At 40.4% G+C, this 15,733-nt stretch carries 12 protein-coding genes, 2 tRNA genes and 1 pseudogene; 11 read left to right on the plus strand and 4 right to left on the minus strand.

The window, feature by feature from the left end; translation table 11 throughout:
• Positions 1–639 precede the first annotated feature (639 nt).
• The 6 genes and pseudogenes from ffh to AAGD37_RS00090 all read left to right on the plus strand — a co-directional run bounded on the left by ffh (position 640) and on the right by AAGD37_RS00090 (position 4,577).
• Positions 640–2,130 (plus strand): signal recognition particle protein, encoded by a 1,491-nt coding sequence (ffh, locus tag AAGD37_RS00070; protein ID WP_341760277.1) that lies wholly within the window; start codon positions 640–642, stop codon positions 2,128–2,130.
• Positions 2,131–2,350: 220 nt separating this feature from the next.
• Positions 2,351–2,629, plus strand: a pseudogene (gene rpsP / locus AAGD37_RS00075) (30S ribosomal protein S16); the annotation flags it as partial.
• A 292-nt stretch (positions 2,630–2,921) separates the two neighbouring features.
• Entirely contained in the window at positions 2,922–3,002 is an 81-nt protein-coding gene (locus tag AAGD37_RS04120) for a hypothetical protein (protein WP_424945464.1), read from the plus strand.
• 28 nt (positions 3,003–3,030) lie between these two features.
• Entirely contained in the window at positions 3,031–3,231 is a 201-nt protein-coding gene (locus AAGD37_RS00080) for a PRC-barrel domain-containing protein (RefSeq protein WP_341760279.1), read from the plus strand.
• Positions 3,232–3,542: 311 nt separating this feature from the next.
• Positions 3,543–3,619: transfer RNA gene (locus AAGD37_RS00085), tRNA-Arg, on the plus strand.
• A 55-nt stretch (positions 3,620–3,674) separates the two neighbouring features.
• Positions 3,675–4,577: a hypothetical protein gene (locus tag AAGD37_RS00090; protein WP_341760280.1), complete on the plus strand. Its 903-nt coding sequence runs from the start codon at positions 3,675–3,677 to the stop codon at positions 4,575–4,577.
• Between the two features lie 35 nt (positions 4,578–4,612).
• On the opposite strand, the gene thrS is transcribed toward AAGD37_RS00090, so the two are convergent.
• Both thrS and pmtA read right to left on the minus strand, forming a co-directional pair.
• On the minus strand, positions 4,613–6,586 hold the full coding sequence (thrS, locus tag AAGD37_RS00095; RefSeq protein ID WP_341760281.1) for a threonine--tRNA ligase: 1,974 nt from the start codon (positions 6,584–6,586) through the stop codon (positions 4,613–4,615).
• A gap of 270 nt (positions 6,587–6,856) precedes the next feature.
• Entirely contained in the window at positions 6,857–7,486 is a 630-nt protein-coding gene (pmtA, locus tag AAGD37_RS00100) for a phospholipid N-methyltransferase PmtA (RefSeq protein WP_341760282.1), read from the minus strand.
• A gap of 571 nt (positions 7,487–8,057) precedes the next feature.
• Between pmtA and AAGD37_RS00105 the strand changes: the two genes are divergently transcribed.
• A complete protein-coding gene (locus AAGD37_RS00105) occupies positions 8,058–8,417 on the plus strand; it encodes a response regulator (RefSeq protein WP_341760693.1) in 360 nt (119 codons plus the stop codon).
• Positions 8,418–8,493: 76 nt separating this feature from the next.
• A tRNA-Val gene (locus AAGD37_RS00110) sits at positions 8,494–8,568 on the plus strand.
• An 82-nt stretch (positions 8,569–8,650) separates the two neighbouring features.
• Here AAGD37_RS00110 and AAGD37_RS00115 read toward each other — a convergent pair.
• Entirely contained in the window at positions 8,651–9,295 is a 645-nt protein-coding gene (locus AAGD37_RS00115; protein WP_341760283.1) for a TlpA disulfide reductase family protein, read from the minus strand.
• A gap of 71 nt (positions 9,296–9,366) precedes the next feature.
• Here AAGD37_RS00115 and argH point away from each other — a divergent pair, with 71 nt between their 5' ends.
• From argH to AAGD37_RS00130, 3 genes are all read left to right on the plus strand, one after another.
• Positions 9,367–10,761: an argininosuccinate lyase gene (argH, locus tag AAGD37_RS00120; protein ID WP_341760694.1), complete on the plus strand. Its 1,395-nt coding sequence runs from the start codon at positions 9,367–9,369 to the stop codon at positions 10,759–10,761.
• Between the two features lie 277 nt (positions 10,762–11,038).
• The gene (lysA, locus tag AAGD37_RS00125; RefSeq protein ID WP_341760284.1) at positions 11,039–12,313 is read left to right on the plus strand and encodes a diaminopimelate decarboxylase; all 1,275 of its coding nucleotides are present in this window, start codon (positions 11,039–11,041) and stop codon (positions 12,311–12,313) included.
• A 230-nt stretch (positions 12,314–12,543) separates the two neighbouring features.
• On the plus strand, positions 12,544–13,332 hold the full coding sequence (locus AAGD37_RS00130) for a creatininase family protein (RefSeq protein WP_424945465.1): 789 nt from the start codon (positions 12,544–12,546) through the stop codon (positions 13,330–13,332).
• Positions 13,333–13,420: 88 nt separating this feature from the next.
• Here AAGD37_RS00130 and katG read toward each other — a convergent pair whose 3' ends face one another.
• Positions 13,421–15,613, minus strand: a complete 2,193-nt coding sequence (gene katG, locus AAGD37_RS00135; RefSeq protein WP_424945445.1) for a catalase/peroxidase HPI — start codon at positions 15,611–15,613, stop codon at positions 13,421–13,423.
• Positions 15,614–15,733 lie beyond the last annotated feature (120 nt).

Raw genomic sequence — 15,733 nt, forward strand, 5'->3', positions numbered from 1 at the left:
TTCCCATTAGTGAAAGTGAAGTCAAGCGGTTACACGGTCGTCCTGATTATTGATCCATCTATGTTGGTTTCAATGATTATGCAGCTAGTTTTGAACGGGTTGAGAGTAAGAAGAAGGTTATTCATGACCCGCACTTTAATTCGGGCCCCTTTTGTGGACTAAAGGGACTAAAGATAAAGATGCCATTCGAAATCTTGGTTTTGCAGTGACTCCCTAGTGTTGGTAATTTTATTCTTGTTCACTTTCATGATATTCTAGGAAAGGAGCTAAAGAAGAAGAACATTATTATTATTTGAGCCGGCATGGTTATTTCCTTCGTCGTGTTGCACTTCCCAATTCTCTCCGTATTGAGGGGAGGCCTGAATCTGATTTTCGAGAGTTTTGGTAGTGTTTAAACCTATTTTTGAATGTCTGTACCTAATCATGGGCTTGCTTAATGAACAGAACATTTTATTCTACTCTTTGAATGACTCATTCTCGAGGTTTTTATTCAAGGGACTGTTTGAAGAAAAAAAATCTTCTTCTCCATAATATGCTTAAACCATTCTCTAAGCCTAAAGGAGGTCGTTTTGTGTTTGATCTTGACGAAAATTATTACTACCTTGATCTCTTCAGGGGTTAAGGAAGAAGGAGAGCATCATGTTTAAGTTACTCTCAGATCGTTTCAGTGGTATATTTGATAGCCTGACTCGTCGGGGAGCCTTATCTGAAAAAGATGTAACGACTGCATTGCGTGAAGTTAGATATGCCCTGATTGAAGCTGATGTCGCCCTAGAGGTTGTCTACTCATTAATTGAGTCTATTCAGGATAAAGCAGTTGGCGCTGAGGTTCTTAAATCCGTTACTCCTGGACAGATGATTATCAAAATTGTTTACGATGAACTCGTGGCTATCTTGGGTCAAGAAGAAGTCAATATTGATCTTAAAGCCCCTACCCCGATTTTTATTATGATGGTTGGCCTGCAGGGATCTGGTAAAACGACTACAACTGGCAAATTAGCTAAAAGGCTAACAGAACAGCACAACAAAAAAGTCCTGATGGTATCTCTCGATGTTCGACGTCCGGCTGCCCAAGAACAATTATACCAGCTTGGAGAACGAACTGGAATCAAAACTCTACCAATTATTGAGGGACAGTCTCCTATCCAGATTGCCAAGCGCGCTATTCAAGCAGGAAAGTTAAGTGGCTATGATATTGTCATTCTTGATACTGCAGGCTGTAACCATATTGATGAATCTCTGATGTTCGAAATGGCGGAGATCCGATCAATTACGAATCCCCATGAAATTTTGCTGGTTTCGGATGCACTGACTGGTCAGGATTCGGTGAATATAGCCCAAAATTTTGATACTCTTATCGGCATTACAGGCTTAGTGCTCACGCGAATAGACGGAGATGGACGAGGGGGAGCAGCACTTTCTATGCGTGCAGTAACAGGAAAACCAATCAAATTGATCGGTACTGGAGAAAACATAGAGGCGCTTGAATATTTCTATCCCAAACGGATTGCTGACCGAATTCTAGGGAGGGGTGATATTATCACTCTAGTCGAAAAAGCTTCGGAAAACATCAATTCTGAAAAAGCTCAATCCATAGCTGATAAAATACAGAAAGGTCTCTTTGATATGGATGATCTTTCTGAGCAATTGAATCGGATGTCAAAACTTGGTGGTATTGGGGACATCATCTCTATGATGCCTGGAATTAACAAAATGAAAAAACAAATTGAAGATTCCGGTATTACTGATAATGTCTTTTCACGACAGAAGGCGATCATTTCTTCAATGACGAGAAAGGAACGAAAAGAACCTAAATTGCTTAATGCAAGCCGCAAAAAACGGATTGCTTCGGGTTCTGGTTCTACACTTCAAGAAATCAATCGACTCTTGAAAATACATCGCCAGATGGCTCGTATGATGAAAGCAATGGGTGGTAAAAGAAACAAGGATATGCTGTCTAAAATGATCAATGATGGTTTAGGAAGAGAGATCATGCCCCCAAAAAAGAAAAATTTTTCTGAACGGATCCCACCTTTATCCACTTCGTCGTTCATTGATATTCAACCGAGTGACATAAATCCTTTACCTAAAACTCAGCCATTTTCTCCATTTAGGAAGAAGAAAAAATGAGAAGTAGAGTCTTAATTTTTAATGTTTATGCTTGAAGGTGAGAATATCCTGTTGTCGAATAGAGATGGGGTCCTCAAGGCTGAGTCTGGTGTGCCTTATGGGTGATCTGATGAGGAAATTAGATTCAAAATTTGAGTTTTGACTAATATTCGAGAAAATAATATGTCACCAGTTTCAAGAAAATAAATTTTAGTTATTTACTTTTAAGGAAAACAAACTCATGGCTACTAAAATTCGTCTTGCCCGTGGCGGTTCCAAAAAGCGACCGACCTACCGCATAGTTGCTGCTGATGTCAAAGCTCCACGTGATGGTCGCTTCATCGAAAAGTTGGGTTATTATAACCCATTACTCTCAAAAGAATCAGAGAAGCGCATCATCTTGAATAAGAGCCGTATTCAGTATTGGCTCGACCAAGGAGCTCAGCCTACCGAACGCGTATCTCGTTTTCTTCATGCTTACGGTATTGTGAAACGTAATGTCCAGATTAAGCCAGGTAAGATAGAGAATCTCAAAATTCCTGCTAAATAAAATAATAAGGCAGAATTTTCGTTATGAAGAGAATGCCTTTTCGGTGTTCTTTTTTAAAAGATTTATGATAAAACTCATCAATCCTATTTTACTTGCGACCATCGGTAAAGCTCACGGACTTAAAGGAGAAGTCCGTTTGAACTCTTTAACTTTAACTGAAGATCCATTATACCTTAAAAATTTCAGAATTGTGCTAACAGATGCTCAACATACTATGAGAATTCGTTAACACCAATCTACTCTTGTTATAAGATTTGAAGGCATCAATGATCGACAGGCAGCGGAATCTCTGATCGGTACTAAACTTTTTTTAGATCTCTCCGTTTTACCAAAAGTAAAGTGATGAAGATAATTTTCATGTTATTGACCTTATGAGATTGAAAGTTATTGATTCAAATGGCGCCGGTTATGGCAAGATTGTGGAGATTTACAAATTTGGTGCAGGCAATATTTTAGAAATTGAAGGGTTCGACAGAAAAACCTGTTATCTTGAATTCAGAAGAGCTAATGTTCCTGCTATTGACTTCGTATCAGAAACTATAACTATCAATATACCTGAGACAGTCAGTTAAGGGGATCCTTCAATCAAATACGGAAGAGTCGATGAGACATTTAAATGCCAAAGGCTGATAAGGGACCATCTTCAGATGGTTTAAGTAATCAGTTATCAGGTTGTTAGGTGTTATTTTAGCAATGACTTTTGACAGTTATTTTATAACGAAAGAAAAAAGAAAATAAAATTCTATGAGACTCGTATCTTTTTCACTAAGTCAAGAACCTCCTAGTCTTTAATTTAATAACTATGTCGACTCATCCTCTTGATTCAAGGAGTATCTTCTTTATTCAGAGATTTGACATCCTAATGCCTAATGCCTAATGACCTGGTCCCGTAGCTCAGAAGGATAGAGCAATTGATTCCTAATCAATAGGCCACAGGTTCGAATCCTGTCGGGATCACCATCTCTTTAAGTTTGTAAGTTTATTTCAACCATTTCCCTTCATTTGAGGTCATCAAATGAGAAAAGCTCTCTTCCTTTACCATGCACTGAGTGCAGTTTTTTTGGCTTTTCTTATATCAGGGTCAGGGATTCTTAAAAGCTTGGCTCAAGAAAATAATACTGAATACACAGAGTTAGCCTCCCGTTCCTTTGCAAGGATTCCGAGTCATCAACTCTTGGTGAATGCTCGGCTTGTCAATCATGGTGATATCATCGAAAGTGGTATGATTTGGCGTATTTTCTCGGATATTATCGATAAAAATGGTCGAAATCCCTTGATTGCGACAAGTAAGGGAGGATCGGCAATATTGAAGCTTGTTCCAGGTGACTATCTAGTTCATGCGTCTTTTGGGCGTGCAGGGATAACACAGCGTGTGAAAATATATAATGAGGATGTGGAACTAAATGTTGTTCTTCAAGCCGGAGGACTGTTGCTCAATGCAGATTCTGGCGGAGAGAAAATTTCTCCTCGCTACTTAACTTTTTCTATCTATGAAAATGAGAAGGATGAAACAGGAGAACGTCAACTGATCGCATGCAATGTGACTCCTAACAAGGTTATTCCCCTGAATGAAGGTACCTACCATGTTATTTCTCAGTATGGGAAGATTAATGCAATCACTCATGCTGATCTTGAAGTGGAGGCAGGATCAACAACTCACGCCATGTTGCATCATAATGCGGCCCCTGTTCGTATGAAGCTCATCTCAAAATCAGGTGGTTATCCTGTGGCAAACACATCATGGTCTGTTTTCAACTCAAAGGGGAAGAAAATATTCTCCAGTCAACATGTATCACCGTTTTTCATTCTGGAGAAAGGAAAATATGAAGCATACGCCGGCAATGGTCAGAGAAGGTTTAAAACGACCTTTCAAGTGATCCCAGGACTCACCCATGAGATAGAGATAATAATCAAATAAATCTACAGACTAATATCTTGTTTTTTGATCACTGATCATCGCTCTTCGAGGTTTTCACGTTCACGTAGAATATCAGGAGGTATTGTCTCTTTGGAGAGAGAGAGAACAGCTTCATCTAGTGTCATTATTGTTTGATCGTTACCACCCAAGCGACGAAGGCTGACAGTTTCCTTTTCAGCTTCACGAACACCAACTACGATGATTACTGGCACTTTGGCGAGGGAGTGCTCACGAATCTTATAATTGATTTTTTCATTACGGAAATCGGTTTTAACATTCAAACTAGCATTACGTAGACTATCAAAGACTTTCTTACCATAAAGATCAGATTCCGATGTAACCGTTACTACGACGGCTTGCAGAGGCGCCATCCAAAGTGGAAAGTGACCAGCGTAGTGTTCGATAAGGATCCCGATAAAGCGCTCCATGGAACCGCATATTGCACGGTGGATCATAACTGGTTGCTGCTTACAAGAATCCTGGTCAATGTAAAGGGCAGAAAACCGTTCTGGTAATGCAAAATCGATTTGGATCGTGCCGCATTGCCAGTCACGACCAATGGCATCACGCAAAACATATTCAAATTTAGGACCGTAGAAGGCCCCTTGACCTGGATTCATCTCGGTTCTAATTTTACCATTATATTCCGATTCTAATTTATTCAACACCTGTTGTAATATTGTTTCGGCCTTATCCCAAACTTGGTCACTTCCAAGACGTTTTTTAGGGCGAGTAGAAAATTTTACTAAAAAGTTTCCAAAACCAAAATCGGAATAAGTTGTTATAATTAAATTATTAATTCGAAGACATTCTGATTCAAGTTGCTCGGGAGTACAAAAAACGTGGGCATCATCTTGAGTAAATCCCCGCACTCGCATCAAGCCATGTAAAGCTCCTGAGGGTTCATAGCGGTGTACATGTCCAAATTCAGCAATTTTGATCGGCAGCTCCCTATAAGAACGTAATTTGTTTTTAAATATTTGAATATGACCTGGACAGTTCATCGGTTTGATAACAAAATCACGATCATCTTCAGTCTGGGTAGTAAACATATTTTCACGATACCAGCTCCAGTGACCAGACTTTTCCCATAACGCTTTGTCAAGAATTTGGGGGGCGTTCACTTCATCATAACCATGCGCCTCAAGACGACGGCGCATGTAGTTAACAAGATTTTGAAACACCTTCCATCCGTTAGCATGCCAGAACACAACACCGGGACCTTCTTCCTGACAATGAAAAAGGTCCATATCATGGCCTAACTTACGGTGATCACGTTTCTTCGCTTCTTCGAGCCTGGCTAGATAAGCTTTCATCTCTTTATCACTGGCCCAGGCCGTTCCATAAATACGTGATAACATCTGATTACGACTATCTCCACGCCAATAAGCACCGGCCACTCTCATTAACTTGAAAGAATTCCCTATATGTCCAGTCGATGGCATGTGCGGTCCACGGCACAAGTCTGTCCAATCACCCTGAGTGTAAAGCGTAACCTCTTCATCTTCAGGGATAGAATCTAAAATTTCAACTTTATAGCTATTTCTGCTCTTTTTAAAAAATGAACGTGCGTCCTTTCTATGAACGATATTTTTGATGAAAGCATGATTACGCTGAATAATTTCCCGCATCTTTTTCTCAATTTTTTGAAAGTCTTGCGGTGTAAAAGGTACTTTTCTTTCAAAATCGTAATAAAATCCATTGTCAATAACGGGTCCAATTGTATTCTTGGTCTCAGGCCATATTTCTTGAACAGCTTCGGCCAAGACATGAGCACAACCATGTCGGATCAGTTGGAGAGCCCGTTCGTCGGTGCGGGTTATAATCTCAATCTGACCCGATCCCAAAATTGGAGAAGCGAGATCATTTAATTGACCATTGAAAGAAACGGCAATTGCTTGTTTTGACAGTGATTGAGAAATGCTTTCGGCGATCTCTTTTGCTGTAATTCCAGCAATAAAAACGCGGCAAGATCCATCAGGAAATGTCAGTGAGATGGCATAAGACATGGCTATGCTCCTCGTTATCCATTTCTGCCAAGGGGAAGAGGGACTTGTCGATCACGAACCCCATAAAAAATCCAAAAATTCCAGTCAAGATCCATATCCATCCTTAAGATAAATAATCACTTTATGCGAACCCCTTTTTTATTTTGATTGCATTCGTTTGATTGTTAAGATGTGAAGACTGAATCATCATAACGATCTTATAGGTTATGAATGAGGATCAACATAAAAACAACAGACTAGATAACCCTCAGCCATTAGATAACAAGTGATCTAACCAACATTTTCGACATGATGAGCTTGACCGAATTGAGTTCGTCGATAGACCCACAATCGAACAGGAGGAATATTAAACGCAACCCAGTTTAAAGGTTCTACCGAATATGTTGTCCAGTTCGGAGGGATCGGAGATTTAGTCCCATAGGACATCTGAACAAAAGGATGACCAGCATATAACCTATCTAGAAGATCGTTCAATAAATTGAGACGCTGGTCGAGTTTAAAGTTCAAAAGTGGAAGCCCTGAAATAATACTGCTAAACTTCATATCTCCTAAACCAGGTTTCACCTCATTTAGATGAAATGCATCTCCATGGATTATGTTAACTCCTGGAAAATCATCTTGGAGTTTTGGAATAAATTCTCTTGCTGATTCAACCGAATAGAGATTTTCTGGTTTTACCCCTCTTTCGAGGATAGCCCTTGTTATGATACCAGTACCAGGACCTAGCTCAAGGACAGGAGCAGTTGAAGAGGGACTGATAACTCTGGCCATTTTTCGAGCAGCCGCAGTGCTTGTTGGCAAAACAGAACCAACTGTTTTTGGCTTATTGACCCATGACCGAAAAAATCGAATCTCATTGTCGAAATGTTTGCTTAAGCGCTGCGTAAGGCGACTATGCATGAATTTTCCTTGTATATCTGAGATTCCTCATGAGTGAGGAATGAGGAAGTATAATGAATGTTTCAGCCTATATATTCTACAGAATTGTCGTGTTCAATCGTAAAGATGATAGATGATGGGACTGAACTGATTTCTTCTATTTCAGAACGCGTATAAGCCTTAATCTCTACAAGATGACGATGACAAGAGAAAAATTCTTTTCGAGGTCTTTGATAGATCATCTTAAAGAGACTATTCAAATTCAAAAATATCCTCACTGAAGTCTGTGCGATCCAGAACAATCTCAGAACTTGATTTTATTGATTAATAATTGTTATTATGAGGCCAATCTAGGGGATCGACTCGTGGAATTGAACATATTATGATATCATGCACCTTTCTACTGAAAAGGCTATGTTAATTTTAAGAGTAGAGAGAGTAGAGACAGAAGCTTTCTAGCTTAGAATTTTTAAACTTTCATCAACACTAACACTTTATTATTCCATACAGAGCAAATAATCGAGGTTTCCTCGGACATTCAAAATTAGAGAGCCCTGCCTAAACCAATATGGTGAATGGTGGACATATGAATATGAACAAGATCTTGCTTGCTGAAGATGACAATGATATACGCTTCTTTTCAAGAAAAGCCTTAGTTAATGCAGGTCATGATGTTGTATCCTGTAACAATGGGATGAGCGCCTATGAACGCCTGCGTGAAGAGCCATTTACTCTTTTATTGACGGATATAGTGATGCCCGAAATGGATGGCATGGAACTAGCAAGACGCGCTACTGATCTGGATCCAGATTTGAAAGTGATGTTTATAACAGGATTTGCAGTCATAGCATTAAAACATGATTCCAATACGCCTAAAAATGCCAAAGTTCTTTCCAAACCATTTCATGTTCGCGATCTCGTCCATGAAGTTAAGAAACTGTTGGCTTCTTAAGCGTTGAGTTCAACAAAATTATTTTTTAGTTGACGCTATGATTCAATCTATGCTGTGTGAGTGAAAGAAGAGTAAAGGGCGATTAGCTCAGTGGGAGAGCACTACATTGACATTGTAGGGGTCACTGGTTCAATCCCAGTATCGCCCACCAAATCGTAGTTATTCTTTCAATCATGATCCCAGAAGAGGGATGGGAGTATTTATTATTTACGCGTATACACGTAAAATCTTATTTAATTTTTCATCTGTTTCATGATCAATTGGATCGCATCATCACTATCCCAATCAGCGGGACCGTTAAGAAACCCTGAGACGCATCCTCTGCCGTCAATGAGAAGTGTCACTGGCAACCCATAAAATAGTCCGCTTTTTTTAAGAAAATCTAGTGTTTTTAGAGTGGGATCATGATAGAGTTCAAGATCTTTAAGTCCAATAGATTGATAAAATTTTTGGAATTGATCAGGGTCTCCCCGATCTATATTGACGGCAAGGACTTCAAATTCTTTACTTCCTAATTTTTCTTGCAATCTGTTGAGAGCGGGGATTTCTTTACGACAGGGCACACACCACATGGCCCAAATATTAAAGAGAACTGTACGTTTATGCCAATCGGCTATCGTCAAATGATTACCTTGAGCGTTTCTGAAACTAAGATCTTGAACAGAATAAGGACTATCCAAACCCTGGAATGCTGCCATTTTTCCTATAGCTGAGGCCTTTAATGACTGATTCTTGTTCTCATCAATGGTACATGTGCCCCTTGGAGCTTCTCTATCATTGCTCTTTTCAGGCAACAAAGAGTACATTGCGAATCCAATAAGTGAGGCTAATAAAGGATACCAAATTATCCTCGACTTAATTGTGATATTTGTATTCATCAACTCATCAACCTTCTCAGTTTATCTTATTATCTTATGCGTTATGCGGATCTCAAATTATGACGAAATCAATGGACTATAATCAAACCCAAAATCCTATATGGGGGAATCGGTTCTCTTCTACACCTGATGAAGTGATGATAAAAATCAACGGATCTATTGATTTCGATCAAAAGATGTACTCTCAAGACATTGCAGGTTCCCGAGCCCATGTAAAAATGTTACATGCTGTTGGTATTTTATCATTGGAAGATTCAATTACAATCAATGATGGTCTTAACACAATTCTGTTGGAAATAGAATCGGGGGCCTTTTCTTTTTCTGGTACTCTTGAAGACATCCACATGAACATAGAAACTAGGTTAGCTGAGCTCATTGGACCAACCGCAGGCCGTTTGCACACAGCCCGATCACGCAACGATCAAGTTGCACTGGACTTCCGCTTATGGGTCCGAGATCACATTGATTATACATCCAAACAGCTGAAACAGCTGATTCGGATCTTACTAGAAAAAGCTGAGAACCACGTCGATACGATTATGCCAGGCTTCACACATTTGCAACCAGGACAACCGATCACTTTTGGCCACCACTGCATGGCTTATGTAGAAATGTTTTCACGCGACCTATCCAGAATGAAGGATGCCCGTGAAAGGATGAATGAATGTCCTCTAGGATCAGCAGCACTTGCAGGTACCAGTTTCCCTATTGATCGTTCCATGACGGCTAAAAACCTAGGATTTCGAGAAGCTACGCGCAATTCGCTCGACAGTGTTGCTGATAGAGATTTTGCTCTGGAATTTCTTTCTGCGGCAACCATTTGTTGCACTCATCTTTCCCGTTTGGGAGAAGAAATAGTCATATGGTCAACACCTCAGTTTTCGTTTATCCGGCTTTCTGACAAATTTTCTACGGGTTCATCGATTATGCCGCAGAAAAGAAATCCCGATGCCGCAGAGTTAGTGCGAGGCAAAGTAGGACGTGTGACCGGGAGCTTGATCGGTCTCATCACAGTTATGAAAGGGTTGCCACTAACCTATTCAAAAGATATGCAGGAAGATAAGGAAGGCCTGTTCGATGCGGCTCAGACTCTTGATCTCTGTCTTACAGCTATGAGTGCTATGATTGATGATATGGAAGTTAATGTACAAGCTATGTATACTTCTGCTGGAATAAGCTATTCAACGGCAACGGATCTTGCTGATTGGCTAGTCCGTGACTCAGGTATGTCATTTCGTGATGCTCATCATGTGACCGGACAGGTGGTTGCTTTGGCTGAAACCAAATCATGTGAACTAGCAGAATTATCTCTTAGAGAACTGAAATCTATCTGTTCGTTTATCAATTCTGATGTTTTTTCAGTGCTAAGTGTTGAATCATCCGTTTCCAGTCGTAAGAGTTTTGGTGGAACGGCTCCTGAGAATGTGCGTCAGCAGATAGCTTATTGGAAATCTCAACTCAAATGACTCAATATATCGTTCTAATGAATAGAAAATATGATAGAATGATGGGACGAATTGATACCGGTTGCTCTGGATTTCTTTTAGGATGTCAGCACTCAATTGTCTTGGTGTTGATCTTTTTGCCTCTTCCTCTTCTGCATATCTTTTGGGTTGCCTTCGGACGATCTAGATCTCCACAAAGAAAAGAATCAATAACAAGGTTGTAGAAAACAACAGACTCAAAGAATATCAAGAAAATGACGGCTCAATATTCCTATTCCCTTTCCGTATCTATCTACTGATGAATCCCTTTGATTATAAAGACGGTGTGTTTCATGTTGAAAACACAAGTTTAAAGAAGATAGCTGATGCTATTAGAACTCCGTTCTATTGCTATTCATCAGTTAAGATCGCAAGCCAATATACGGAATTTTGTAAAATCTTTGACGATATTCCTTCTTTAGTTTGCTATGCAATAAAGGCAAATTCTAATCAAGCTGTGTTACGTATTTTGGCTCGCCTTGGTGCAGGCGCTGATATTGTCTCTGAAGGTGAATTGCGGCGGGCCCGGGCCGCCTTCATTCCAGCTGAGAAAATTATTTTTTCGGGAGTTGGGAAAACTATCAGAGAACTTGATTTAGCTCTTGTCGAGGATATTTTGTGTTTCAACGTAGAATCAGAACCTGAACTGGAATTACTCTCCTCTAGAGCGGTTACATACGGTCGAAAAGCTCGGATCTCTTTTCGTATTAATCCTGACATTGATGCCGGTACTCACAGTAAAACAGCTACGGGAAGAGCAGATGATAAATTTGGTATTTTTTGGCGTGATGCCCCTCGCGTTTATAAAAAAGCGGCACAACTCCCAGGAATAGAAGTCACTGGCATTGCGATGCATATTGGTAGCCAGATTATTAAAAGCCAGCCATTTGATGATGCTTTCAGTCGTTTATCTAAATTAATTACGATTTTGCGCGCAGACGGGCATACAATTAAACAAATTGACCTTGGCGGCGGCGTAGGGATTCCTTACGAAAGGGACAATTATAACCAATTGAATCTGAAAGCTTATGCAACACTTGTTCGAAAGTATGTCAAAAACCTTGACGCTCGAATCATTTTCGAGCCTGGAAGGATTATAGTAGGAAATGCTGGGATTCTAGTCACCGAAGTTCTTTACCTTAAGAAAAGCAGAAATAGAATTTTTACAATCATTGATGCCGCTATGAATGATCTCATTCGCCCTACACTTTATGAATCATGGCATGAAATCGAACCGGTCGTACTAGCAGCCGCTCATGCTCCTTACATTACTACAGACATTGTTGGTCCAGTGTGTGAATCTGGTGATTATTTCGCTAAAGAGCGTCAAATTACTAGACCAAAGTCAGGTGATCTGCTGGCTATCAGGTCCGCCGGCGCTTACGGTGCTGTACAATCCGGAACCTATAATAGCCGTCTACTTATACCGGAAGTTCTTGTCAAAGAGAATCACTTTGATGTGATTCGATCGAGGACCAGTTTTGATGACTTCATTAGCTTAGATCATATACCAGAATGGCTTTCTGATGAATAAACCCTTCATTTCATATACTGCTTTCAATTAGATATCATCTAATACTGGATCTCATAATCTAAAATATAGATTAATAATTTTATTTTAGAGATTCTCTTTTCTTAGAAAAAACAATATTCATTGTAACATTAGATATTATTATCACCTCATTGAACATGAGGTCAGTCAGCTGTTGATATGAACATCGTGAACGCGTCCCAGAAAGAGTTTGAGAAAAATTGATGGCTATTATGCGTATATCGTCCTTGGATACGCATGATTCTGTTCAGAATGACCCTTCTTCGGTTATTGCGATGTTACCTCTCGGAGCGACTGAGCAACATGGCAAGCATCTGCCCTTGGAAACAGATATCCTGATTGCTGATGGAATAGCGAGTCGACTTTGTAAAAAGGCTCCTATTGACCTGAATGTTTTGATTTTGCCAACCGAACCTGTTGGTTATTCGCCGGAGCATTTAGATCATGAGGGTACAAAAAGTCTTTCCTATCATGATGCCGTAGAACGATGGATAAACATTGGAAAAGCGGCTGCTAAAAAAGGAATCAGGCGATTTGTTATGCTGAATGCACATGGCGGAAACTCATCGTTGATGACAGTTATTGCGCAAGAATTGCGTATTAACTATTCTATGCTAGCAGTTTCAACTAGCTGGACTCGTTTTATACGAAATCTGGATGTAGTCAGTTCTCAGGAACATCATTTTGGCATTCATGGAGGGGATATTGAAACATCCGTCATGCTGGCTCTCGATCCAGAACAGGTCGATTTATCTCAGGCACGTAATTTCCCCAATCTTCAGGAAACTCTTGTTAAAAAGACTCTGTTCTTAAGAGCTTATGGACCTCATTCTTTTGGATGGAAAGCCACCGATTTAAACTGCGAAGGTGTTACAGGTAATGCAGCGGCAGCAACTCCTCAAAAGGGTGAATTACTTTTGAAATCTACTGTTGATGGACTTCTACTCCTTCTCAAGGAAGTTGCAGAATTCGATCCTGATACTTATTTTAGAGATCCTTGATCTTTTCTTTCTAGGATCTAATCCTCTTTTTTGAGAGTCATTTGACTGTGAGTCTCTGTTCATCCTTTTCATCTGTATGTTCCATTTTTTAATTTAGGTCAAATCGATCTGCATTCATGACCTTGTTCCACACCAAACCAAAATCCTGAATGAAAACTTCATTCGCATCATCAGATGCATAGACCTCAGAAATAGCTCGAAGCTGAGAATTAGAACCAAAGACAAGGTCAACACGTGTACTCGTCCACTGAATCTCTCTGGTTAAACGATCTCTCCCTTCAAATATATCAGAGTCTAATACAGGCTCCCAAATAATGTCTCTGTTCATCAGATGAACAAAAAAATCATTAGAAAGAGTTTCTGGTCGCAAGGTTAAAATTCCATGTTTTGAATCGTCAGCATTGGCACCAAGAACACGCATCCCCCCAATAAGAACTGTCATCTCTGGAGCTGTTAAAGTTAATAACTGCGCCCGATCTAACAGAAGCTCTTCTGGTAGACGAGAACTATTGCTCTTATTATAATTTCGAAACCCATCCGCTTTGGGTTCAAGAAAAGAAAATGATTTGATATCTGTTTGCTCTTGAGAAGAATCAGAACGACCAGGGAGAAAGGGAATTTCCAGAACATAACCTGAGTTTTTTGCTGCTTTTTCTATTGCTGCACATCCACAAAGAATAATCAAATCAGCGAGTGATACATATTTTTTTCCTGAATTAAAAACAGTTTGAATCCCTTTAAGAATTTTCAAAACATGAGCTAGAGCCGAAGGATTGTTAACATCCCAATCTTTCTGTGGAGCCAGACGAAGGCGTCCACCATTACCGCCCCCTCGCCTATCACTTCCTCTGAAAGTTGATGCGGATGCCCAGGCTGTTAAAACCAAACGGGAAATAGAAAGACCCGAGGCCAGAATCTTTTCTTTGAGTATAGCAATATCCTCTTGATTGATGAGCTCATGGTTAACAACAGGAATAGGATCTTGCCAAATGAATTCTTCCGATGGGACTTCTGATCCCCAATAACAGCTCATTGGTCCCATATCACGATGAGTCAGCTTAAACCAAGCACGTGCAAATGAATCAGAAAATTTATCCGGATTGTTACGAAAAGAGAGTGAAATTGGTTTGTAAATTGGATCCATCTTCAAAGCCATGTCAGCCGTTGTCATCATCAGTGATTCGGTCTTTGATGGATCATGGGCAGAGGGGGCGTGGCTAGCAAGGGAGTCAGCCTTTGGAGTCCACTGATGAGCTCCTGCAGGGCTTTTCGTAAGTTCCCAGTCATAGTCAAACAGAACATTAAAATAACTATCATCCCACTGAGTAGGATGAGGAGTCCATGCCCCCTCAAGACCACTGCTAATTGTATCAGCCCCCTTACCACTACCCATAGAATTGTTCCAGCCTAACCCCTGTTTATCAAGATCGGCCCCTTCCGGTTCAGCCTCTAAATAATCAAGATTTCCTGCACCATGAGCTTTCCCGAACGTGTGGCCACCAGCAATAAGCGCCACAGTTTCTTCATCATCCATGGCCATGCGGCTAAACGTTTCTCGAATATCTTTTGCTGAAGCTAGAGGATCAGGAATCCCATTTGGACCTTCTGGGTTAACATAAATCAACCCCATCTGAACCGCGCCAAGAGGATGAACTAGTTCTCGATTACCTCTATAGCGCTGTTCATCACTCAACCAGATCGTTTCAGATCCCCAATAAATATCTTCTTCTGGCTCCCATATATCTAAACGTCCACCTCCGAACCCAAAAGTTTGAAACCCCATGGACTCAAGGGCACAATTTCCAGCTAGGATAATAAGATCAGCCCATGAAATCTTTGAGCCATATTTCTTCTTCACTGGCCACAAGAGAGCTCGAGCTTTATCAAGATTGGTATTGTCTGGCCAGCTGTTCAGCGGTGCAAACCTCTGAGATCCGTTAAACGCCCCGCCGCGACCATCAAATATACGGTAGGTCCCGGCACTGTGCCATGCCATACGAATAAACAATGGACCGTAATTTCCATAGTCAGCAGGCCACCATTCTTGGGAGTCAACAATCAAATCCATAAGATCTCTTTTCAGTTCTCCCAAATCAAGAGTTTCGAAGGCTCCACGATAGTCAAAGCCCTCCCTGAGGGGATTCGAAAGAGGGGAATTCTGATGGAGAATTTTTAAATTCAATTGATTGGGCCACCAGTGCTGATTCGGAAGATTCCCTGTCCACTTGTGTTCCTTGCGGGTGCTCATAAGAGGACATTGAGACTGAATAGTGTTCGTCATATCGTTCATGTTTACTCCAGAGTGACATACATTATCATCGGCTGATTCAGAAACCTGCGCGATATTAAAATTCGATAACAATAGAAAACAGAAGCGACGGTCTCCAGTCTATAAATTACT

Origin of the sequence: Candidatus Endowatersipora endosymbiont of Watersipora subatra, assembly GCF_964026585.1 — a bacterium.
Lineage (GTDB): Bacteria > Pseudomonadota > Alphaproteobacteria > Rhizobiales > Rhizobiaceae > Pseudahrensia.